Annotated in this window: 26 protein-coding genes and 1 tRNA gene; 10 read left to right on the plus strand and 17 right to left on the minus strand. The window is 43.5% G+C overall.

The annotated features are described in order from the left end of the window. Nucleotides 1-3 precede the first annotated feature (3 nt). Nucleotides 4-582, minus strand: coding sequence for a Maf family protein (locus tag ACFSKO_RS19185; protein ID WP_380255417.1), 579 nt, complete (start codon nucleotides 580-582; stop codon nucleotides 4-6). A 319-nt stretch (nucleotides 583-901) separates the two neighbouring features. Between ACFSKO_RS19185 and ACFSKO_RS19190 the strand changes: the two genes are divergently transcribed. Then, nucleotides 902-1,675, plus strand: coding sequence for a substrate-binding periplasmic protein (locus ACFSKO_RS19190; RefSeq protein ID WP_380254695.1), 774 nt, complete (start codon nucleotides 902-904; stop codon nucleotides 1,673-1,675). 3 nt (nucleotides 1,676-1,678) lie between these two features. Here the strand turns inward: ACFSKO_RS19190 and ACFSKO_RS19195 are convergent, their stop codons facing one another. From ACFSKO_RS19195 to ACFSKO_RS19230, 8 genes are all read right to left on the minus strand, one after another. Next, nucleotides 1,679-2,122, minus strand: a complete 444-nt coding sequence (locus ACFSKO_RS19195; RefSeq protein WP_380254697.1) for an arsenate-mycothiol transferase ArsC — start codon at nucleotides 2,120-2,122, stop codon at nucleotides 1,679-1,681. Nucleotides 2,123-2,124: 2 nt separating this feature from the next. Then, nucleotides 2,125-2,622: a UPF0262 family protein gene (locus ACFSKO_RS19200; protein ID WP_380254699.1), complete on the minus strand. Its 498-nt coding sequence runs from the start codon at nucleotides 2,620-2,622 to the stop codon at nucleotides 2,125-2,127. Between the two features lie 201 nt (nucleotides 2,623-2,823). Then, nucleotides 2,824-4,116, minus strand: a complete 1,293-nt coding sequence (gene hisD / locus ACFSKO_RS19205) for a histidinol dehydrogenase (protein ID WP_380254701.1) — start codon at nucleotides 4,114-4,116, stop codon at nucleotides 2,824-2,826. Continuing rightward, nucleotides 4,106-4,768 (minus strand): ATP phosphoribosyltransferase, encoded by a 663-nt coding sequence (gene hisG / locus ACFSKO_RS19210; RefSeq protein WP_380254703.1) that lies wholly within the window; start codon nucleotides 4,766-4,768, stop codon nucleotides 4,106-4,108. Before hisG ends, hisD begins: the two co-directional genes overlap by 11 nt. A 75-nt stretch (nucleotides 4,769-4,843) precedes the next feature. Next, nucleotides 4,844-5,455: a DUF2948 family protein gene (locus tag ACFSKO_RS19215; protein ID WP_380254705.1), complete on the minus strand. Its 612-nt coding sequence runs from the start codon at nucleotides 5,453-5,455 to the stop codon at nucleotides 4,844-4,846. Nucleotides 5,456-5,517: 62 nt separating this feature from the next. Further along, nucleotides 5,518-6,807 carry a UDP-N-acetylglucosamine 1-carboxyvinyltransferase gene (gene murA, locus ACFSKO_RS19220; protein ID WP_380254707.1) on the minus strand — a complete coding sequence of 430 codons (1,290 nt, stop codon included), beginning with the start codon at nucleotides 6,805-6,807 and terminating at the stop codon, nucleotides 5,518-5,520. Nucleotides 6,808-6,978: 171 nt separating this feature from the next. Then, nucleotides 6,979-7,533 carry a dCTP deaminase gene (gene dcd / locus ACFSKO_RS19225; protein ID WP_465262323.1) on the minus strand — a complete coding sequence of 185 codons (555 nt, stop codon included), beginning with the start codon at nucleotides 7,531-7,533 and terminating at the stop codon, nucleotides 6,979-6,981. A 168-nt stretch (nucleotides 7,534-7,701) separates the two neighbouring features. Then, nucleotides 7,702-7,935 carry a hypothetical protein gene (locus tag ACFSKO_RS19230; protein ID WP_380254711.1) on the minus strand — a complete coding sequence of 78 codons (234 nt, stop codon included), beginning with the start codon at nucleotides 7,933-7,935 and terminating at the stop codon, nucleotides 7,702-7,704. A 152-nt stretch (nucleotides 7,936-8,087) separates the two neighbouring features. On the opposite strand from ACFSKO_RS19230, the gene ACFSKO_RS19235 reads away from it, so the two are divergent. Then, nucleotides 8,088-8,162: transfer RNA gene (locus ACFSKO_RS19235), tRNA-Thr, on the plus strand. 357 nt (nucleotides 8,163-8,519) lie between these two features. On the opposite strand, the gene ACFSKO_RS19240 is transcribed toward ACFSKO_RS19235, so the two are convergent. Further along, nucleotides 8,520-8,729 (minus strand): hypothetical protein, encoded by a 210-nt coding sequence (locus ACFSKO_RS19240; protein ID WP_380254713.1) that lies wholly within the window; start codon nucleotides 8,727-8,729, stop codon nucleotides 8,520-8,522. Between the two features lie 663 nt (nucleotides 8,730-9,392). Here ACFSKO_RS19240 and ACFSKO_RS19245 point away from each other — a divergent pair. Both ACFSKO_RS19245 and ACFSKO_RS19250 read left to right on the plus strand, forming a co-directional pair. After that, nucleotides 9,393-10,259: a CE1 family esterase gene (locus ACFSKO_RS19245; protein WP_380254715.1), complete on the plus strand. Its 867-nt coding sequence runs from the start codon at nucleotides 9,393-9,395 to the stop codon at nucleotides 10,257-10,259. Nucleotides 10,260-10,500: 241 nt separating this feature from the next. Continuing rightward, nucleotides 10,501-11,472, plus strand: a complete 972-nt coding sequence (locus ACFSKO_RS19250) for an endonuclease/exonuclease/phosphatase family protein (protein ID WP_380254717.1) — start codon at nucleotides 10,501-10,503, stop codon at nucleotides 11,470-11,472. A 20-nt stretch (nucleotides 11,473-11,492) separates the two neighbouring features. Here the strand turns inward: ACFSKO_RS19250 and ACFSKO_RS19255 are convergent, their stop codons facing one another. Both ACFSKO_RS19255 and ACFSKO_RS19260 read right to left on the minus strand, forming a co-directional pair. After that, entirely contained in the window at nucleotides 11,493-11,783 is a 291-nt protein-coding gene (locus tag ACFSKO_RS19255) for a hypothetical protein (RefSeq protein ID WP_380254719.1), read from the minus strand. A 96-nt stretch (nucleotides 11,784-11,879) separates the two neighbouring features. Next, nucleotides 11,880-12,824 (minus strand): EamA family transporter, encoded by a 945-nt coding sequence (locus ACFSKO_RS19260; protein WP_380254721.1) that lies wholly within the window; start codon nucleotides 12,822-12,824, stop codon nucleotides 11,880-11,882. 108 nt (nucleotides 12,825-12,932) lie between these two features. On the opposite strand from ACFSKO_RS19260, the gene ACFSKO_RS19265 reads away from it, so the two are divergent. From ACFSKO_RS19265 to ACFSKO_RS19280, 4 genes are all read left to right on the plus strand, one after another. Further along, nucleotides 12,933-13,286, plus strand: a complete 354-nt coding sequence (locus ACFSKO_RS19265) for a winged helix-turn-helix transcriptional regulator (protein WP_380254723.1) — start codon at nucleotides 12,933-12,935, stop codon at nucleotides 13,284-13,286. Between the two features lie 19 nt (nucleotides 13,287-13,305). Beyond that, the gene (locus tag ACFSKO_RS19270) at nucleotides 13,306-13,821 is read left to right on the plus strand and encodes a GNAT family N-acetyltransferase (RefSeq protein WP_380254725.1); all 516 of its coding nucleotides are present in this window, start codon (nucleotides 13,306-13,308) and stop codon (nucleotides 13,819-13,821) included. 151 nt (nucleotides 13,822-13,972) lie between these two features. Beyond that, the gene (locus ACFSKO_RS19275; protein WP_380254727.1) at nucleotides 13,973-14,452 is read left to right on the plus strand and encodes a hypothetical protein; all 480 of its coding nucleotides are present in this window, start codon (nucleotides 13,973-13,975) and stop codon (nucleotides 14,450-14,452) included. 338 nt (nucleotides 14,453-14,790) lie between these two features. Further along, nucleotides 14,791-15,948, plus strand: a complete 1,158-nt coding sequence (locus tag ACFSKO_RS19280) for an amidohydrolase (RefSeq protein WP_380254729.1) — start codon at nucleotides 14,791-14,793, stop codon at nucleotides 15,946-15,948. Nucleotides 15,949-16,331: 383 nt separating this feature from the next. Here ACFSKO_RS19280 and ACFSKO_RS19285 read toward each other — a convergent pair whose 3' ends face one another. The 3 genes from ACFSKO_RS19285 to ACFSKO_RS19295 form a co-directional block, all read right to left on the minus strand. After that, nucleotides 16,332-16,709, minus strand: coding sequence for a hypothetical protein (locus ACFSKO_RS19285; protein WP_380254731.1), 378 nt, complete (start codon nucleotides 16,707-16,709; stop codon nucleotides 16,332-16,334). Nucleotides 16,710-16,719: 10 nt separating this feature from the next. Beyond that, on the minus strand, nucleotides 16,720-17,862 hold the full coding sequence (locus ACFSKO_RS19290; protein ID WP_380254733.1) for a trans-sulfuration enzyme family protein: 1,143 nt from the start codon (nucleotides 17,860-17,862) through the stop codon (nucleotides 16,720-16,722). A gap of 131 nt (nucleotides 17,863-17,993) precedes the next feature. Continuing rightward, nucleotides 17,994-18,689: a glutathione S-transferase N-terminal domain-containing protein gene (locus tag ACFSKO_RS19295; protein WP_380254735.1), complete on the minus strand. Its 696-nt coding sequence runs from the start codon at nucleotides 18,687-18,689 to the stop codon at nucleotides 17,994-17,996. Nucleotides 18,690-18,959: 270 nt separating this feature from the next. Here ACFSKO_RS19295 and ACFSKO_RS19300 point away from each other — a divergent pair, with 270 nt between their 5' ends. After that, nucleotides 18,960-19,727 carry a hypothetical protein gene (locus ACFSKO_RS19300; RefSeq protein ID WP_380254737.1) on the plus strand — a complete coding sequence of 256 codons (768 nt, stop codon included), beginning with the start codon at nucleotides 18,960-18,962 and terminating at the stop codon, nucleotides 19,725-19,727. A gap of 37 nt (nucleotides 19,728-19,764) precedes the next feature. Here ACFSKO_RS19300 and ACFSKO_RS19305 read toward each other — a convergent pair whose 3' ends face one another. Beyond that, nucleotides 19,765-20,088: an HlyU family transcriptional regulator gene (locus tag ACFSKO_RS19305; RefSeq protein ID WP_380254739.1), complete on the minus strand. Its 324-nt coding sequence runs from the start codon at nucleotides 20,086-20,088 to the stop codon at nucleotides 19,765-19,767. A gap of 169 nt (nucleotides 20,089-20,257) precedes the next feature. On the opposite strand from ACFSKO_RS19305, the gene ACFSKO_RS19310 reads away from it, so the two are divergent. Continuing rightward, the gene (locus ACFSKO_RS19310; RefSeq protein WP_380254741.1) at nucleotides 20,258-20,743 is read left to right on the plus strand and encodes a PAS domain-containing protein; all 486 of its coding nucleotides are present in this window, start codon (nucleotides 20,258-20,260) and stop codon (nucleotides 20,741-20,743) included. Nucleotides 20,744-20,846: 103 nt separating this feature from the next. Here the strand turns inward: ACFSKO_RS19310 and gatB are convergent, their stop codons facing one another. Further along, on the minus strand, nucleotides 20,847-22,301 hold the full coding sequence (gene gatB / locus ACFSKO_RS19315) for an Asp-tRNA(Asn)/Glu-tRNA(Gln) amidotransferase subunit GatB (protein WP_380254743.1): 1,455 nt from the start codon (nucleotides 22,299-22,301) through the stop codon (nucleotides 20,847-20,849).

Here is a 22,301-nt window from a genome sequence, read left to right on the forward strand (position 1 = left end):
AACCTAAAACCCATTTCCAACCAACATGTTGGCGACTTCAGGCAAAGACAGTCCGACCACATTGGTATACGACCCGTTAATCGCTGGAATAAACGCTGCAGCACCGCCTTGAATGGCATAACCACCGGCCTTACCTTGCCAGTCCATACTTTTGATATAAGATTCAATTTCGCTCTGGTGCAACCGTTTGAACTTAACTGACGTTTGTACCAGCTTTTGCCTCAACACTCCATCAGGAGTAACCAGGATATGACACGTCAATACTTTATGACGTCGACCGGACAAAAGAGCCAAACAATCCCTCGCATCCATTTCATCTTCGGCTTTAGGTAATATTCTTCGGCCCACGGCAACAACAGTGTCTGCAGCCAAAACAAATGCACCTTTATGTCGGTCAGAAACAACCTCTGCCTTTTCACGGGAAATTCTCTTGGCGTAATCTATAGGTAATTCTCTGTTGTTCGGGCTTTCATCTATATCCGCCGGATCAACATGGTCTGGAACAATTCCAATTTGTTTCAACAAATCCCGACGACGCGGCGATGCTGAAGCCAAAATAAAAGGAGCTGAAGATTGACGCATTACAAGCTGCATAAGAAACTGAATATCCTTTTCAATAATCAAGCTCATTGAGATAACAATTAACAAGCTGATTTTACGGGTAAGTACGCGTTTAATAGTTAAGCCTGAAGTACGTGAGCAAGCTACACAAGACGATTTATGGGGTGATAACAAAAAAACTATAAAGAAACAACGTATGCTCGTTTTTCAATAATGCCCAATAAAACACACGATAGTGATGTCTATTTCTTTTGTTATAAAAAGGGAAATGTTAAACGTTTATGCTGACAGTATCTTACGACGCTTATCCACAAGCTCTTGAAAGCTGGAAAAGACCTTTATGATATTTAGAACGTTACTTATTGTAATCGCACTTTGCAGCCTAAGTTTAACCGCCCGGGCTCAATCGCTTGTCTTGGCCTGTAATCCATGGCAACCGCTTGCTGATAACACTCTTCCTAATCAAGGCTTACTCAGCGATATTGTGGTCACGGCAGGCGCGCGCGTTGGTATTGAAATTGAACACAAAATTCTACCATGGAACAGAATAGTCGCTTTAGTTAAAAAGGGTGAAATAGACGGTATTTCCTGTTCAACGTATGCAGATGATGACCTAACTTGGCTATCCTACACCGACCAAGCGTTCTGGGTGACCGAAGTTGGTTTTTTTGTACGTAAAGACAGCAACATAAAACTCAACAAGCTTGAAGATCTAAGCAATTATACCTTTGGCTCGCTACAAGGCGGAAATTATACTGAAGTACTAAGAGGCTTAATAGACAAAGACATACAAATTATTCCCTATCCAAAAGAAATGTATGGCATGAAAATGCTTATCGAGAATCGCTTCGACATACTTTTTACTAGTGAAATTGTTGGTAATGCTATTTTAAATGAGCAAAATCTTGAGCGAGCGGGCGAAGTAAAATATCTAGAAACACTCTTTTTAGAGCACATACACCCAGCCATCAGTCTAAAGAGAAACGACGCAAAGAAAATCGCAGAACGCTTGAGTAAGGGTTATAAGTTAATCAAGGCCGACGGTACTCTTGAGCATTTATTTCAAAAACATAAGCTTTACCCCTCATCTTACAATGTAAAACTAGCAAACTAGCACTTACAAATTTGGTTTAAGATCCATTGTAAAGCGTTCCTCAATCTTCTTTAAAAGAAAATTCCGAACCTGCCTATATGCAGTAAGACGTGTTTCACGACTACCTTCAATTAATGTTGGATCAAACGTGTGCCAAAATTCGACATCACAAGCCATTGTTCTAGTCATTTCAACGGCGGAGTGTTGCGCTTCAGGCGAGAGACTAATAATTAAATCAAAAGAACTATCTTCTAAATCACTAAAATTTTTGGCATTATGACGAGAGATATCGATACCAATTTCATCCATAACCTCAATAACAAAGCCATCAATTTCCTGAGATCTTACTCCCGCAGAATCCACAAAAATTTTATGGCCAAGGAGATGTTTCAAGATCCCCTCAGCCATCGGCGAGCGGATGGCGTTATGAGTACAGGCAAAGAGAACTGCGTCTGGTAAATCGACCAAGTTTAACGGCCCCTTACACTGTGGAGCGCACAGATCAGCGTAAAAAGACGTCGCGCTGTAGTAAAATCAATTTCAATTTTGCCATCAAGGCGTTGTTGAAGAATTTCAGAGCCCTCATTATGCAATCCACGCCGTCCCATATCGATGGCTTCAATCTTGGCCGGACTTGCAGCTTTAATGGCTTCAAAATAAGTCTGGCAAACTGCAAAATAATCGCGAATTACCCGCCGTAAGGGTGTGAGTGACAAAATATGCTCACATAAAAACTGCCCCCCTTCACGTTCGACCCTAAACCGCAATCGGTTTTCGACGATAGCAAGGTCAAGAAGATAGGGACCAGCCTCCGATCCAAAAGGAATAAAGCTGTTTTGTTCCAACAGATCATAAATAGCAATCGCACGTTCTTTTTCGACATCCGGGGTCGAGCGCGCCAAAGATCCCTCATCCAAACCAATATGGATAAGATGATGACTGCTATCATGATCTGTCTGATCGCTCATTAGATTCCTCGAAAGGAGAGTTGTTTCAAAGCACCGTTATTTTGATTTTTTACTATGCCAGCGACCTAAGCCGCTCGTAAAGCCAGGAATTTTATCAAAAAACAATCCCGACCATGCGTTCTTATCAAAAGTACTAAAAAGCACGATAGCAAAGAATAATGGTCGGGATGATTTATTTGCTCACAACGAACTTTAGGGCAACTAACCTTCTAGACGTAAAGAAATTGAAAGCGCATGAGCCGTCAACCCTTCTTCCTTCGCCAAAGTCACTGCAGCCGGACCAATCGCTTTTAAACTTTCTGCATCACAAGCAATCATGGATGTCCGTTTCATAAAGTCCAACACCGAAAGACCAGAGGAAAACCGGGCCGACCTCGCAGTTGGTAAAACATGATTAGGCCCCGCAACATAATCACCAATAACCTCTGCAGTGTGACGCCCCAGAAAGATCGCTCCTGCATTGCGAATTTTGGCAGCTAATGCCTCGGGATTATCAACGGCTATTTCAAGATGTTCAGGCGCCAAACGATCGGTTAACGCCACGGCTTCTTCGAGATCATCAACAAGGATTATTGCCCCATGATCACGCCAACTTTGGCCCGCAATTTCACTACGCGATAGTGTTTGAAGATGAGCATCCACCGCCCGCTTTACTGCTTCCGCAAAGTCTGCATCATCTGTTATCAAAATTGATTGAGCAGCTGTATCATGTTCGGCCTGAGCCAAAAGGTCTGCCGCTGTCCAACGAGGATCATTCTTGCCATCAGCGATAATCAAAATCTCAGAAGGACCAGCGATCATGTCAATTCCAACCGTGCCAAACACTTGTTTCTTTGCAGCAGCTACATAGGCATTACCTGGGCCAACAATGATATCAACGGGCTTGATACTATTGGTTCCATAAGCCAAAGCGCCAACAGCTTGCGCACCACCGACACGGTAAATTTCATCCACACCCGCGATAGAGGCTGCGGCCAAGACTAACGGATTGAGAACTCCATCAGGCGATGGCACCACCATAACAAGACGGTCAACTCCCGCGACCTTGGCAGGCAAAGCATTCATCAGTACCGAGGAAGGATAACTTGCCAACCCGCCAGGAACATACAAGCCCGCAGCCTGTACAGCAGTCCAACGGTGGCCTAGTTGCACACCGACCTCATCCGTATAACGAAGATCTTCCGGCTTTTGCCGAGCGTGATAATCTGTAATGCGGTGGGCCGCAAGCTCAAGCGCTTTTATCGATTCTGGCGCGCATTTAGCGACTGCCTCATCGACTTCGGCCTGAGTAACTCGCAACGATCCCGCCGTTATTTCCAAGCGGTCAAATTTTTGAGTGTACTCAAGTAGCGCAGCATCGCCTCGACTTTTCACTTCAGCCAAAATCTCAGCGACAGTATCGTTTACATCTACCGAAACTTCTCTTTTCGATGACAAAAGATCAAGAAACGCATTTTCAAAATCAGCAGATTGAGCTTTAAGTTCACTTGGCATTTACGGCCTCCTGAAAACTGCGTATCCACTTGTTGACTTCAACAGGTCGAGTTTTCATAGCGGCACGATTGACGATAAACCGTGAAGATACTTCCGATATCTTTTCAATTTCCGTCAAACCATTGGCCTTAAGAGTATCGCCAGAAGAAACCAAATCAACAATTCGACGACATAGCCCCAAGTTAGGCGCAAGCTCCATCGCCCCGTTTAACTTGATGCATTCGGCCTGCACACCACGGGCGGCAAAATGTTTTTGCGTAATTTTTGGATACTTGGTTGCAACCCTAATGTGGCTCCACTGAGAAGGGTCTTCACTTTCCAATAAGGTCGCGGGCGCCGCAACCGACATACGACAATGGCCAATATCCAAATCTACCGGAGAATAAATCTCAGGATAATCAAATTCCATGATCACATCACTTCCCCCCACACCGAGGTGCGCAGCACCAAAGGCAACAAAGGTGGGAACGTCAAAACTGCGTACACGTATAATTTCCAAATAATCTACGTTTGTTGCAAATTTCAGTTGGCGACACTTGTCATCAAAGAATGATTCTTCGGGCTCGACGCCTGCGCTCTTCATTAGAGGCAATAATTCTTTGAGGATACGTCCCTTAGGGACAGCCAGGATCATCGGTTCGATCTTGGGCATAATACTATAATCCGTTTTTATCTCGGCGATGGGTGCTTACACCAAATCTGCCTTAGTAACTTTATACTTTACCTATCACGCTTCTTCCGGGGAGCGTGCACCCTTAGAATGTTCAGTATCTTGAGAATGATCTTTTTTGCTAGAAGTATCATCCTTACCATCGGTGTCAGAAATACCATCCATGTCATGACGCGGTTGGTACAACGTTGGCCAAGGCTCACTGATATCATCCATATGACAACGAATTTGCGAGACAACCAGGCGAATCGCCGCGCCACCTGAAAAATGAAGTGTGATATAGCCCGGAATGGCTGCCACCGTCAGAAGGTTAAGGATCTCATCTTTTTTACTTAAATCCACATCTTTAACCTGGACAGATTTGACTTTATCAAAACAAAGGCCGGTATTTACCCGGTGAAAAGTCGGGAGATCTTCTACGTCGTCAAAGGATACATCATCATTTTCGGCCTGCCCTGCTGGAGTATCAGGCGCGGACAACGCGCGCTCACGAATCTCAGTTGGAAGCATTTCCCAACAAAAGCGATTAACAACTAGGACAAAACGGCTTTGTTCTCGCAAATACGTCACATCACATAACGGAGCTAAAGAATCCTGAAGCAATCCCGATAATGTACGGATATCCTCGGCATCATGTGCGCGGATCTTCAGTCTTTTGCTCTCAGCCATATTTTCAGTTCCCTGTCGTTTATCGACTGTGGCCTATAGTCGACTTAGATCGACTGAGGTCTTTAGTCAACTTTGATACGCTCGATATCTGCACCGCAAGCGGCAAGCTTGTCTTCAACTCTCTCATACCCCCGATCAAGGTGGTAGACACGGTTTAACACAGTTTCCCCGTCTGCGACCAGTCCTGCCATAATAAGAGAGAAACTTGCCCGAAGATCAGTCGCCATAACTTCAGCACCGGTCAATTTAGCTTGTCCTCGTACAAGTGCAGAAGATCCATGAACGGTAATGTTTGCACCCATACGACAAAGTTCAGGTACGTGCATGAAACGATTCTCAAAGATTGTCTCTGTAATCATTGATGCCCCGTCTGCCGTCGACATCAAAGCCATGGTCTGCGCCTGTAAGTCGGTTGGATAACCAGGATAAGGTTCAGTCATGATATCGGCACCTTTAACCCGTTCACCTGCACACCGCGCGATTATTGAGTTATCAAGCTCTTCGATAACAACACCAGCATGAGCCAGTTGATCAATCATTGAACGTAGATGCTCTGGACGAGCGCCAATCAATTCCAATTCCCCACCCGTCATAGCCGCTGCCATCGCATAGGTTCCGGTTTCGATACGATCTGGAACAACAGTATGGGTATAGCTGTGCAACCGATCAACGCCTTCGATGGTAATTGTATCTGTTCCAGCGCCTTTAATTCTTGCCCCCATACCAATCAAACATTCTGCAAGGTCAACCACTTCAGGCTCGCGTGCAGAATTGATCATCCGGGTTGTCCCTTTTGCCAGGACAGCGGCCATCATAATATTTTCAGTCGCCCCAACAGATACTTTAGGGAACATCACTTCCCCGCCAACAAGGCCACCAGGCGCTTTGGCGTGAACGTAACCTTCTTTAAGTTCGATCTCGGCCCCGAGCTGTTGCATTCCCTGAAGATGTAAATCAACTGGACGCGATCCGATTGCGCAACCGCCCGGGAGCGATACTTCCGCATGGCCCTCGCGTGCAAGCAATGGTCCGAGAACAAGAATGGATGCCCGCATCTTACGAACAAGCTCATAAGGTGCTTTCGTCGTTGTGATCGTCTTGGCATGCATTTCCAGAACCCGACCAGCACAACCTTCACTGCCCGCTGCCCCGTTCATGTGCAGATCAACCCCGTGCTGAGCAAGAAGGTTTGCAAGCGTTGTAATATCTGCCAAATGAGGAAGATTACGCAAGGTCAAGACTTCATCAGTTAGAAGAGCTGCGGTCATAAGTGGCAAGGCTGCATTCTTTGCGCCAGAGATCCAAATCTTCCCTTTGAGCGGGTTTCCACCGCGAATTTTAATTTTATCCATTGTATCTTACCGTTTCTGCCTGGTTATCATCTGTCAGACAGGTTTATCCAAGGGCTTTGTTCAAATCGTGACGCTGATCTGTTGAAAGAAAAGCAATTCTTCACTCAGCACTCAAACAATGTTCTTACAATTACAGTGTCAGATAGTGTGCTGTTTTTATTCAAGAAAAATTTAAAGACGCGGCAATGTAACGCCACGCTGTTTCATGTATTTTCCGGCGCGATCTGCATAAGAGACATCACAATCCCCCTCCCCTTTGAGGAACAGGAACTGACAGACACCTTCATTGGCGTAAATTTTCGCAGGCAACGGTGTCGTATTAGAAAACTCCAGGGTAACGTGACCTTCCCACTCAGGCTCAAGCGGGGTAACGTTTACGATGATACCACACCGCGCGTAAGTGGATTTACCAAGACAAATAACCAGCACATCACGCGGAATACGGAAATACTCAACGGTGCGGGCAAGTGCAAAGGAATTAGGTGGAATGATGCAAACATCATCATCTTTTTCCACAAAGCTTTGATCCGAAAAATCTTTAGGATCAACGATGGCATTGTGAACGTTGGTAAAGATTTTAAACTCGGTAGAGACCCGTGCATCATAACCGTATGAGCTGACACCATAAGAGATAACTCCCTCTCGGCGTTGTGCTTCCACGTATGGCTCAATCATACCATGATTTTTGGCCTGATCTCGAATCCATGTGTCCGGCATAACTCCCACGGCATATCCTCCCAAATGTCACCGATTCCATTTTTTTACGCTGTGGACAGCGTAAAACCATATGCCTTCTACTGTCTCTGGCCTGAAAGCTCAAGATTGAAGATGGTTACACCTAAAATATTTATGGAATAAGAGTGCTATATCAGGACAAAAGTTAAGAATGAAGAACTACTTACGCTCTCTTAACTGACCTTTACGTTTGCGTAAATTATCGCGCAAAGCTTTTGCTTCCCGGCTAAGACGTATTGTCGTACGCTCAGCAACAGCTTTTTCAGAGGTTATGCTCTTTTGGCTTCTGTCTTCGGTTTCTTTTAAGCTTTCGCCTGCCGTATGTTCGGACTTTTCTTCTTCGTTCATGGCCGCAGACTGCAAAGTCTTAGTGATAAGGTCAAGTCCCTTCATAGATTCCATAAAAAAATGTAATCGTTTCAGCAATTAAATCAAAGGTCATATTAACAAGTCTTCGTAAATTTAAGTGACAATTATATTAGAAAAGCTAAAATAAGGCTTGCAATAAAATCAGGACAAAGGCATATAACGCCCGTCCAAACGAGGCCGTGGTAGCTCAGGGGTAGAGCACGTCATTGGTAATGACGGGGTCGGCGGTTCAATTCCGCCTCACGGCACCATTTTACCAAAAGAAATTCTTACTTATTACTAAAGATATCGAATTTCAAGGAAACTTAGAGTTTCTCGGTAATTCCAGTAAAACCAAAAAAATACCCCCGTCTCAAAGAACCCAAAAAATTTCTCCCGAGATTTGTCTCTACTGCTCCCTTAAAACGAGAGCCCTTAATCCGTAATGTCGAGCGATAATTTCGGGCTTCAGAGGTCGTCATTCTGGATGCATCATAAGGCGTATCATCGATGCATTATTGAAACATAAACCATTTTCACTGGCACTGAACCACGACAGTAGAGTTTCCGCGAGATCCGATCTCTACACCCTGAGAAACGGGTAACAGTTTAGGTTAACCTGCAGCAATTTAGTTCGACCGCGCAGCACCACGCCGTGCACCACCAAAGTTACCGTGGCTGGCGCTCATACTTGGGCCTTTTATCGAATTTGCTTTTCGATCGAAGTGGCTCTCTTGCTTTTGTTCTTCTGTTTGTTCTGACAGATCCACACTATGATCTTGTTTTTTTGGTTTAGCGGCTCTTGCTTTAGCTCGTTCGCGTGCTCTGGCTTTCGTCATAACATCTCGCCTTCTAATGATGGTTTGAGAAGTGCCGGCAAATCAAATATCCAAAAAGAAATATCATCTCAAGATAAAGATAACTGTATTACGGATCACTGATAAGAGCGTACGTAAACAGTGTTCGTGCCATAGCCTCTTATGAAAAATAATTAAGAGTGACTATTACAGTGGGCACCTTATTCGTTTGTTTGTAAAGGGTTTTTAATAAAATAGTCCCATAGTTCAAAATCCACCTTATACAATTTGGCCCGTAGTTCAAAATTCGTGAACTCGCCTATTACAAGCTATTTTGCACGAGATTATTAAACTCAAATTCCTTGGAATAACACTCAAAGCTCACGCTAAATATTAGCATATTTACTCAACCGTACACATCATTAGCATCACAATCGCGTGGGGTTCGAAATTTCACTGCCAGCATCTCACCATATATACTACCTTTGGTGATCTAAAATTTATGGCTCAAGTTTCTTACTGCTATTTTTGCCCCTAATACAAGATACAAGGTTGATTTTGATGCTACGCAATAGCCAGTTAATTTGCTCAATAAATATAAGAAATTTATATACCCTTCTACGGGCTATCGGATATAGGAGCCTTCATTTACAAAAAGTAAAACCGATTTTCCTTGGCTTTGTGATCGCTCTGTTAGGCACGACAGTGTCAGTTAATGTTGTACTGGCGAAGGACCTAGAGAAGAACACGCATTCCTGTGGCGCTATCGGTGATTCCTGCCACGTTTCTCTTGGTGAATACAACGTTTCTCTTCCGAATAATTCATCCACAACTAAAGAAATCCCCGCTGTATTATTTTTCCATGGAGCCGGGCGTTCAGGGGAAGATACCTTGAAAAACACCCCCATGATCAAAACCATGAACGATCGTGGGTACGCCGTCATTGCGCCGAGTGGTTTGAAACGCCCAAACTCCCGATTTGGCCCAGGATGGTCTTTTATCCCTGGACGTCAGATAATGCGTGATGAACTCGCATTTACCCGGGAGCTTTTAGACGACGCATTTCAACGCTTTGCCATTGATCGCAATCGTGTTCTCATGAGCGGTTTTTCAATTGGCGGGTCACTCGTTTGGTATCTCGCCTGTCAAGATGCCTCTATTGCCACAGCTTATGCCCCAGTTGCGGGGGCATTTTGGCGTCCACATCCAACTGCAGCAGATTGCATGGCTCCGGTGAAACTCATGCATACACACGGTTGGCGTGATAAAACAGTTCCATTGGAAGGACGCCCTCTGGGTGGAGGGGCTATTTATCAGGGCGATGTTTTTCAAGGCATGCAGATTATGCGTAGAGTAAATAATTGCGCAGAATTACGTGCAGATGAATTCGACACCACATCCATAAAAGAGGCAAAAGATCCCTTTTGGCAGCGTTGGTGGACCCGATGTACACCAAACAGTAACCTTCGCCTGGTCCTTCATACTGGAGGACATAGCATCCCTAAAGGCTGGACAACGATGGCTTTAAACTGGTTTGAACGGGTAGCACCGAAAAAGACAGAGCTAAATTAAGCCCTCAGAGATAAAACCCATAAAGCAAAAATCACTCTATTTTTATTCAATAAATCGTTATTACATCTTTTCCAAGAAGCTATTTTTGCTCAGGAGCACGCAAACTCATTCACAACCAAAAATTGAATTATCATAAAAATTGTGTATTAATGGGCGATACAAATTCTAATTAAATACTATTTTTGCAATAGGAATTTTCAAAAAATTAAAACACAGACCTCTGATAAATTGGAGATAAAGCATGTCTCAACGATTTCGTATTGGCACCTATAACGTCGAAAATCTCTTTGACCGCTTTGACGATCCTTACTCTGTAGGAGATGATACTTACGGTCGATTTAAAACCGTCCCAAAATCAAGGGCCCATTCATTCGATGTCGCCCAACGCATAAGAGACAATGGCATTGGAAAAAATTCAGTTGATATCGTTGCACTGCAAGAGATCGAGAATTTTGGCTCGCTTCTAGATTTTGTACAGGGCAGTGTAGGCCCTGACTACGGCCCGAAGACAGGTGTCGTGAGTCTGCCCTCCAATGATCCCAGGGGCATTGACCTCGGACTGATCTGCACAGATCAATTTAGGATTGGGCGGGTTATCAGCCATAGGTTCGATAAATTTAGAAGATCAGACAACAAATTATATCAATTTGGACGTGATTGCCTACAGATTGAAATTCTTGACAAGGATAGAGATAACTTGGTTCTCAAAGCCTTCATCTGTCATTTTAAGTCTAAATATACGGGTATTGATCCCTTTAAAGACCCTGATAAATATGCCAATGCTCAATCACTCAATACTATAAAGCGGATGTCAGAAGCTAATAAAGTCGTCGAGATTGTCAAAAAAGAAGTAGATATTGAAAATGATCGTTTTGTCATCTTAGGTGACTTGAACGATACACCTCAAAGCGAAGCCCTCCGCCCATTGTTAGCTATCGACAATAGCTTGAGGTTGACGAATGCGGTCACGTTACTCGAACAAGATGATGTCTCGGAACACTCGGCAATGCGCAGGCCCCGCGATACTCATATGTGGAAACGCCCGCAAGCAAATGGCACAAGGATAGATGAATGGGCACAGATTGATTACATTCTATGTTCCAAAGCGCTTTGGTCCTTGAACACAGGAAAAGCCAAGGTTTTAAATTCACCCAAAAACCAGGGATCAGATCACTTTTTTTCTTTCGCGGAGTTTGATTACCCTGTTTTTTAACCCCATACCATATCCAATAATTAGCCTAAGCCTTCAATAAAATCCGCTCGGTCACTTTCCTTCAGATTACTGTTTCCGGTCTCTCTGTAAACCCAGTGCGTGATACCTTTACCACACAGCTCGACGCCACCAGCGGTATGTCCTTGCTCAAGATATTCAAGAAGTAAATTACGGGACATATCTATTGCTTCGGCTTGCGTTCTGGTACCAATTAACTCCAGCGAGCGGACTTGTATTTTACCTGGAGCAAAGACCGTTACCCGAAAGGGTTCCGGGACGGAAGACGATGATGATCTTGAATAAACTGTCATAAGAACAAAATAAGAACATTATGTTAACAAAATCTTACTTTTTAAAATTGAACTTATCTTTTTTATTTTCCCAGCATACGCATAACCTTCATAAAATTATCCGTTAGCAATTAATCCTGACCCAATAATCGTCAAAACAGCCCCACCCCAAGCGGGTAGCAATGGACATTTTTTTGTTTTCCACCAAATCATCGGTAAAAGCATCACAGGTGCTGTAGATCCTAAGACCGCAACCACACCGGTTTCATAATTATTAAGCGCATAAAGGAGCATCGATACAGCGCAAACATACCCCATGAAACCAGGAAGAATGGTCCAAACCAACAATTTACTCGACATCTTAACTTGAGGTGTATCTTTACCTTTAAACATCAACAAAGGAGAGATAATCAAAAATACAATTGCTGCGCCACCTGTCCTGATAAAAGAAGCTGCCATTGGATCTGTTCCTGCAAGCATAACAGGCTTGATCGCGATTAATCCAATTGCCTGACAAGAAGCAGATAAAAGTCCAAAGATAATGACCCAGGCAAAAGGTCCCTGAACAGTTTCAAAATTTTCAAACCCAATTTTGTTACTTCTCTCTTGTCCTTGTTCAATCGACGATTCCTTAGACTGGCCTCCATAAAGGATGGCAAGTACAACGCCGAAAAGAGCCAGCAAGCACCCAGAGAACATTTGAAAAGAAAGCGTTTCATCTAAAAAGATATATCCAAGAATTCCTGCAATTGGTGCATTAAGAGCAAACAACAGTTGCATTCGGCGTGGGCCGCCTCTTCTCAAGCAAGCAACCATAAAGAGATTACCGAGGATGACGCTTATCAAAATATTCACCGTTAATTCTGGCCAATAATTCCAAGCTACAGTACCCCAGCTACCTGCAAAACAGACAATTGTCCCAAGCAATAAAGAAGATGCAATAAGTTGAATACGAGTAAAGCTAAACGCCCCTAATTCCCGTGCAGGAAAGTGCGCTATAAGCGCGGCAGCAGCCCAAACCAAAGCAGCTCCCAAAGCAGCTATCAATGCAAGAAAAGGCATGGAGTTTTCCTTCAGAATCTGTATGCTATGTTTTTAGTAGCAATTGAGCTAACATACTTAAAAACAAAATGCTACTATTTTAGTAGCATTAGCATTTATAGGAAATCCATGACTTCTATACCGACACCAGGCACTCCCGTTCGCGGTTCAAAATCTGGCGATCCAATTATGGCTCTTTTCGATCTTCTGGGTCGAAGGTGGGCAATGGGTATTCTTTGGACACTTTGTAAAACAGGACCATGTACATTTAGAGAACTCCAAGCTAATTGTGGTTCCATATCTCCAACTGTCTTGAACACCCGCCTAAAAGAGCTCCGTTTGGCTCAATTGATAAGTCACCAAGGCGACGGTTATCAAGCAACACCAATGGGCAAGGAACTCTACAACTTGCTTTTACCAATTGGTGGTTGGTCTGGCCAATGGGCCCATGTTTTGGCAGAAGACAAGGACAAGCAACCCTAATTCACAAAGGAATAACAGTATGATAAGAAGAGCTCGACCAGATGACGTTCGCAATTTGACCGTTCTTTCAATCCATGTCTGGTTACACACCTATGCTAAAGTCGGCATTATCCCAGCCTATTCAAACTACATACTGCAGCACTTCACTGAAGAAAAATTCTTGGAAGCTATTTCAAACTCTGATCAAGAGATTTGGATTTATGAAACAAACTCAGCTCTACAAGGCTTTCTCATTATGAAAAAAACATCTCCTTGCCCGCAAAGATTGAACTGTATGACCGAGATTGATAACTTTTACGTCCACAGTAACATCACCCGAAATGGTATTGGCACTGCGCTGTTAAATCAGGCTGTTAAATCCTGTCGTGAGAAGAGTATTTCACAGGTTTGGCTCTCGGTTCATCATGAAAACAGCATCGCCATCAACTTTTACAACAAACACGACTTTAATAATATCGGCTCTCTTATGTTTGAACTGGAAGACGGCGAATACAAAAATAATATTTTACTTAAAGATCTGACATCGGCTCTATAGCTATTAAGGGTCACTTTCTTTTTTTTGCACATTATTAAATTTGATCTACCCAACCAGTTCGAAATAAGGTTAGGCTAAAACTCAATGATAAGGCCCCTTTTCAGAATACTTTCCTAGGTGCTTTTCAAAATTCCTTTTCGCAGGTAGCCTCATGATTGTTCGTTCATTTATTCTGCTTCTGGTGGCATTTACATTAGCCGCTTGTACCCAAACCAATCATCGTGGATCATTGAGTAAATATGAAAAATCGGTAGAGTTTGTTGAAAACATCATCACAGACAGCTTTATTAAAAAGGGCCTCCAAGAGGCATTGGCCGAATACAAAGAAGAAAATACAACGGCATCACAGCCTTTATCCGATAAGGCCTTAGATGAAATCAATATCTTATTGACCAGAGAAATGCTCAATAAGCGGGTTCGGTTAATATCAAAAATTGCGATCCTGATAACTGCTGAATTTACCGATGATGAAATAATTACACTCCATAGTATGAAAGACTTTAACGCCTTAAAAACCGCCCAGCAGAAAATTATATCAAATCCAGGTGACCACAATTTATTCTCAAAACTCACACAGACTGAAATCGAAGCGATTACAGATATAAAGAATGCCAAAAACTTGACGCTCTAAGTCCTAAGATAGAAGAAACCAGTAAGGAGATTTATTTGGAAATTATTATCAGGGTTTTCCCCGAACTTATGGAAATCATTACCAAACACGAACCTTTGATAAGTGCTTCTCTATCTCATACTGAACGAGAAATTATCACTGGTTAAACTTCCTCGGAATGAGGTAGGTACTTCTAATAAAGCGTCTAGTATTAAAATAGCTAAGCCACGACGATTGCCTCGAATTGTGGAAACTTATGGTACCAGAGCATAGCTTACCATCCCAGACAGAACCAAACTAGACAAACATAAGAACCCTAGATCCTATCAGATATTTTCTACTTTGTTGGTATATTCATTATGTTGTTCGATCAAGAAACTCACGACAAACTAATCACTTTTCGCCATGAACTACATCAATTTCCAGAAGTGTCCGGGCAAGAGCAAAAAACAAGTGCGCGTGTTCTCTCGTTTCTAGAATATTATTCTCCAGATGAAATCATCCAAGATCTCGGAGGACATGGCCTTGCCGCCGTTTTTAATGGTTTGGAAAAGGGACCGACAGTTTTAGTCCGTTGTGAGCTTGATGGTCTGCCCATCCAGGAAACAAATGATATTCCCTACCAGTCAAAAATTCCCGGCAAAGGCCATCTCTGTGGTCACGATGGTCATATGGTCATGGTCGCAGGTCTTGCCCCACTGCTCACTCGAACGCGCCCGACCAAGGGACGTGTGGTTTTGCTTTTTCAACCGGCTGAAGAAACCGGTGCGGGCGCAAAAGCTGTTATCGAGGCTCCAGCCTTTACAGATATCAAGCCAGATTATGCATTTTCATTACACAATCTCCCCGGACAACCCCTTCATGAAGTCGGGTTAAAATCCGGGCCTTTCAATTGTGCGTCTCAAGGTCTGTGGATCACTCTAGAGGGCAAAACCTCGCACGCATCCCACCCCGAAAATGGGAAGAGCCCCGCGACAGCAATGTGCGAGTTGGTAACAAAATTGGCTGAGCTTCCTAACCTTTCAGAGTTATCTAATGATTTCTCTTTAGTCACCGTTGTCCACGCACGCTTGGGCGAAGAAGCTTTTGGTATAAGCCCGGGTTTTGCAAAGGTCATGGTGACCCTTCGCAGCCAAACTGATGATATCATGACAATACTACGTGAGAGATCTGAGGTCCTAATTAGCGCAATCGCCCAACGCCATCAGCTAAAAATTACTTTTGGTTACGAAGATATATTTGCGGCATCTGTGAACCATCCGGCCGCAACAGATATCTTAAAACAAGCCTTTAATGACGAATCGATAACCCAAACCGAAATGTCGACGCCCATGCGCTGGTCAGAAGACTTTGGGCAATTTGGCCGCGTCAGTAAAAGCGCCATGTTTACTCTTGGGTCTGGTACGAACCAACCACAACTACATAATCCAGACTTCGATTTCCCCGATGAGCTCATAGAAACAGGAACCCAAATATTCTACCGCGTAATCAGAAACGTTTTGGGACCAAGGAATTAACAAAATAACCAATCCCTAAATCCAAACTTGGAACTATTATGCAGGAACATGCCAAATCAATAAGTGTTTGCTTACTGACGGCTCTATTCACCGGTTTCGTAACACAATTGATGTCAATTGGAGGTTTTATTCGTTGGTCTGCCGTCAAAGGAAATGACTATTCCAGTGAGTTCTGGAACCTGGTTATATCCTCTTGGACAGAGGATGGATTAACGACATTTCTGATCTGGAGTGTTGTAAGCCTTGTCGTTTATTTTACCCTTCACCGTCTTACCAAAGAGAGAAAGACTGCCGAGAAAGTCATCGTAAGGCTCTCGATTATCTTGGCAGTACTCTATGGAATATTCATGTATCCAAATTTTAGGGACTATTTATAAAAACATTCATCCAAATGCAGGAATAGTACGTTTTAAATCTGGTTTATTATGCATAAACGTTACCGTTACCTGACCACGTAAATCACTTTCTTTCGTCTGAGGAACATCGCCCTCAACAACGGGATAAAAAGATAACTCCTTCAGTTTCGTGAGAAAGTCTTCAACTTGGATATAAGGAAGTTCAAAGTTAAGTGTAGCTGCGACGTTGGAGAGCAGAGTGTGGTTAACAATCCACCCTCCATTATGACCAATAGCATCACTTATCTTGGTAATAGCTTCATTACGCTCCATAGAGGTCATAACTGAAACACGAAAAAACTTTACAATCTTAGCCTTTGGATAAAGGTAATTCGCGGGACATTTATTTTGACCCATTTCGCTCATTCACCTGTCCTTAACCCCGAAGTGCCTGTTCAATATCTTCAATAAGATCGTCGACATTTTCGATCCCTATTGAAAATCGGAGTAAATCATCCGGGACCGGACTGTTTTCACCCTCAACAAGAGCGCGATGCTCCACAAGACTTTCTACTCCGCCTAGAGATGTCGCACGCACGAAACGTTTCATACGCCCCATAACTTTAGCCGTATTATTCCTACCTCCAACAAAGCGAATGGAGAGCATGCCCCCAAATCCCCCGGACATCTGCTTTACGGCTATTTCGTGATTGGGATGAGAAGTAAGCCCGGGATAAAGAACTTCCACAACACCGGCAAGACCTTCAAAATGTTGAGCAATACGCATCGCGTTTTCACAAGCACGTTCAACTCGGATGTGCATGGTACGCATTCCGCGAAGCAAAAGCCAGCTTTCAAACGTTCCAAGTATGCCGCCTTGTTGCGCACGTACCTTACAAAGGCGTTCCCAACGCATATCTTCTTTGGCTGTAATTACTGCCCCCGCGACAACATCACTGTGGCCATTAATGTATTTGGTCGCGGAATGAAAAACGTAATCCGCGCCAAGCTCAATCGGCTTGGTTAACAAAGGGGTAGAAACTGTAGAATCTACGACAAGCTGTGCCCCAACGGAGTGTGCCAATTCTGCAGCTTTCGCAATATCAACCACCTCCCAGGTAGGGTTTGCCGGGGTTTCAACCCATAACATTTGGGTCGATGCAGATTTCACAACAGAAATCATATCCTCTTCATCGCACGGATCATAAAACGCAAGCTCCACATTCCAGTCCTCACAATAAGTGATCAGCCAAGCGCGTAAAGACCAGTACATGATCTTTGGCGCCACTATGCGCTCTCCAGGTCGTAGAGTTTGTACTAAGGCCGTTGCAGCGGCCATGCCGGATGCAAAGAGCTTGCAAGAAGCACCACCCTCTAATTCATTGAGAATTACTTCGGCCATCTCGGCATTTATGCTATGGTCCCGCGCATAAATCCGATTTTCATCATAGAGGTTACCCTGCTCATCACGGGCAAAGGTCGTGGAAGGTTGGATGGGCGGTACGACCGATCCTGTTTCACGGTCTAAATAGTGTCCTGCTTGCGCAAGGAGCGTTTCCACTTTACCTGCTTTACCCATCTTCGAATCCCTCAAACATATCTATTCATAATAATTTAATCGGGAGTTTAAGAGCCTCAAACAGTTAAGGAAACTCTAGATTCAAAAAAGGACCGCAAAAGCAGTCCTTTTCATAATTTCCACCCAAATACTTAGTGCTTTTCGTATTGAGCATTACCGAAATAGTTTTCCCGCATCTCATCAGTAATCGGTCCAGCAACACGTTTATCCTCCAGCACCTGAAGGCCTCTTTTCACAGCTGGGCGTTGAGAAATTTCTTCTGACCAACGGTTCACGTTTGGATAGTTCGCTATATCCACCCCCTTACGATCAGGGTTTCTGATCCAAGGGAAAGTTGCCATGTCTGCAATACTGTAATCGTCTCCTGCCAAATACTTACTTTCGCTCAGGCGACGATCTAATACCCCATACAGTCGGTTAGCCTCGTTAGTATATCGTTCGATACCATATTCAATTTTTTCTGGTGCATACATCCGAAAGTGATGAGCTTGTCCCAACATTGGTCCTACGCCGCCCATCTGAAACATAAGCCATTTCATGACCTCATATCTTCCCCTTGGATCGACTGGCATAAATTTACCTGTTTTTTCTGCGAGATAAAAAAGAATAGCGCCAGATTCAAATAAATTGATCGGTTGTCCGTCAGGTCCATCAGGGTCAACAAGCGCTGGCATTTTATTGTTTGGACTGATCTTTAAAAACTCTGGCTTGAACTGGTCACCAGCACCAATATTTATTGGGTGGACATGATAATTCAACCCAAGTTCTTCGAGCATAATATGGACTTTGTGCCCATTAGGTGTCGCCCAAGTATAAAGATCTAACATATTACCTCTTTCATATAGGGGATCGTCACAATCATTTTAAATAAATTTCAGCCCAATCAGGCTAAGCTTCATTTGATTTAAGAAGCCCCGTCAACAATCGCAAGCTAAGAATTTTCGTCAACACCCACACCACATAATTTCTATTCAGCATTAAGAGTGAAAATATGATAAGCTCAATTCAACCAAAATAGTTGCGGTACGGTTATATTATTGAGTGTGTCACAGAGTTCCATGAACCAAGAATACATTGAAAATAATCAGGAGGCTTAAATGAATCTGACCCGCCGCCAACTAATGACATCTCTTGCCGCGTTGACCTGTGCGACACAAATTAGTTCTAGCTACGCAAGCCAGGAAAATAAAGGCAACCACTCCGACAGAGATCGAGATAGCAAAGATTTAGGAGATAATTGGAGCAATCCAGGCTTTATCAGACTTCAAACACTTACAACACTCATCCAAATCAACAACATTATTCTGCTCACAACCCTATCAATTTATTTTATTCGCATATTAACGCTTGGCCGCCATTTAAAACGAACAAATGAAAACAGAGTAACCATCCCTAAATCTGTCCCCCTATTGGGAAGTTTATTTAGAGAATCTTACGAGGCAGATGATTTTGCTACGACAAAACAACTGGGCGATGCCTATACATACGATAACTCTCTCATTCTTGACCTCGTTCCCAATCGTCCACAGATAGCTGACGAGCAACATCCAGACCTGGACACAGACTTGGATCTGAACACTATGATCACGAGACTTGATGAGCTAACTCCTTCTATAGGAAGTAACTTTTCCATAAAAATTGGCACGACAACTTATTCAAGCGAACGCTTGGACCTCCTCAATGACGATTTCAGTTACCGTTTACCAACCACGGAGATCAAGGCATTACTAGGGGACAAACACCCGCTCACACCGTTGTACAAAGTACCTTTAGTATCAAGCTTGTTTAAAAACAGGGTGGGTGAAGTTTACGGTGCAAAAAATTTACATGTCCTTATTCGCCCATCAATCATTACAGACGATTAAAGCCATTTTGAAATTCACAATTTAAATTAATCATGTTTCAAGCGCGCCCTGATAGAGCCCCATCGACAAACAATCTATCGCCTTGTTCATCAATAATCTGACGCCCCTTACGAAGAGAAAAATCGACGGCCTCTTCTCGTGAAGGAAACGTATCTGCCCTCAGATAGAAACGTTCCATATCACTTTCAGATTCTTCTTCTGAAGCTTTAACAATATAACCAGAAAGGCGCCACTGACCGTTATCCGCTTTTCCAGGTGCCACACGAATTGCATATCCCTTATAAAAGACTGGTTCCTCCTCTGGTGGAGTATCCGGTTCTTTAGATTTCGAGTTGCCAAACAATTTTGAAAAAAAGGACATTTAAGTTTCCAGTAAAGATATAGTTTATTGAGCATATCTGGGTAACCGCAACAAATACCAAAAACGAATTTGTTTATGATCAGAAAAATCGGTCTCCAAAATTAACTTTTTATTACGTACTTTTAGATTAGATTTAAGATAATAGTGTTCAATAGAAAAAGTCTCAATAGTGTCAAACTATAATTACGAAGTCCTAGAATATTATCCCATAAGATGTGAAGACGACCTCGCAGGAGAAAGCAATCGCGCCCTTCTGAAGTGGTGGCTATCTTTTACCCCAGGAATTCCCCAAAAAGCTGATTTTGACATTATTGATCACATTACTTTGGCTCCAGATATTTTTCTCGTAGAACGCAAAAGTAATACCGCGTTTGAGTTCAAACTCCATGGGGAAACTGCTAATAGTATTTTTGATGACAGCACTGGAAAAATCATTCGAACCGATGGACCTCAAGACACGGAACAAGAACAAGAAGAAGTGAGGCTGGCAAATTATTACAAACAGCTGAGTGAAGATCCCGTTTGTATGAAAAATATTGGAAACTTACACCTGATCGACAAGCAGTATAAAAAGTTCGAATCAATCGATTGTCCCCTCGTTGATCAGGCCGGTAATGTGACACACATTATTGGAACGATTACCGCGCTGGAATAAAAAGTTCTACTCTATCGATTACCTAGTATTGTTTCCGTAACAACCACAAAAAAAAGGGAACCCTTTGGCTCCCTTTTTTTTGGTTGTTAATACCTTATTGTTATTAACCCGCCAATTTCTTCTTAAGAAGCTGATTGACCATGCCTGGGTTAGCCTTACCGCCAGTCGCTTTCATGGTTTGACCGACAAACCAGCCAATCAACTTTTCGTTGCCGCCTCTAAAGGCTTCAACCTGGCTAGGATTAGCGGCCATAATTTCGTCAATCGCGGCTTCAATTGGGCCTGTATCAGAAATTTGTTTGAGGCCTTTTTCTTCAACGATGGTATCAGCATCTTTGCTGGTTTCCCACATCTCTTCGAAGACTTCCTTAGCCGTACGACCAGAAATCGTATTGTCCTTGATCAAGGCAATCAGGCCGCCAAGCTGCTTTGCAGAAACAGGGGTTTCAGCCAAGGCCAGGCCGCTTTTATTCAAGGCACCAAAGAAATCTCCAATGACCCAGTTAGCGGCCACTTTAGGATCGCCACCTTTAGCAACTTCTTCATAAAAATCAGCACGGTCGCGATCAATGACAAGGATACCAGCGTCATAGGACGAAAGACCAAAATCCTTAATAAAGCGTTCTTTCTTCTCGTCAGGCAGTTCTGGAATAGAGGCTTTGATTTCCTCTACCCATTTCGGATCGAGAACAAGAGGCAACAAATCTGGATCAGGGAAGTAGCGATAATCGTGTGCTTCTTCCTTACTGCGCAAAGAGCGAGTTGTCCCGTTACTCGGATCAAACTGACGGGTTTCTTGAACAATCTCACCGCCATCTTCCAGGACTTTCACCTGACGCTTGGATTCAAACTCAATCGCCTGCATGACATAGCGGATGGAGTTAACGTTTTTAGTCTCCGTACGTGTACCAAGTTCTTCACCGGGCTTACGCACAGATACGTTTACATCTGCGCGCATGGAACCCTCGTCCATGTTTCCATCACAAGTGCCAAGATAACGAAGGATCGAGCGCATCTTACGCAAATATGCACCCGCTTCTTCAGGCGAACGAAGATCTGGGTCTGACACAACTTCCATCAACGCAACACCCGTACGGTTCAGATCGATGTAGGACTGGGTCGGGTGTTGATCGTGAATTGATTTACCTGCATCCTGTTCCAGGTGCATACGCTCAATCCCTACGTCGCGAGTTTTCCCACCTTCGAGATCAAGGGTCAGGGTTCCTTTACCTACGATTGGCTCAAGAAACTGAGAAATCTGGTAGCCTTGAGGCAAATCCGCATAGAAATAATTTTTACGCTCAAAAACCGATTTCAGATTGATCTGCGCACGTAAGCCAAAGCCGGTACGAATACCTTGTGCAACGACTTCCTTGTTAAGAACAGGCAACATGCCCGGCATCGCAGCATCGACAAGTGAAACCTGTTCGTTCGGAGCAGCGCCAAATTTGGTAGAGGCTCCGGAAAAAAGCTTTGAATTCGAAATAACCTGAGCGTGGACTTCAAGTCCAATGACAACTTCCCACTCTCCGGTGTTACCTTTAACACGATAACTCAT

This window comes from Kiloniella antarctica (assembly GCF_042682825.1).
Classification (GTDB): domain Bacteria; phylum Pseudomonadota; class Alphaproteobacteria; order Kiloniellales; family Kiloniellaceae; genus Kiloniella; species Kiloniella antarctica.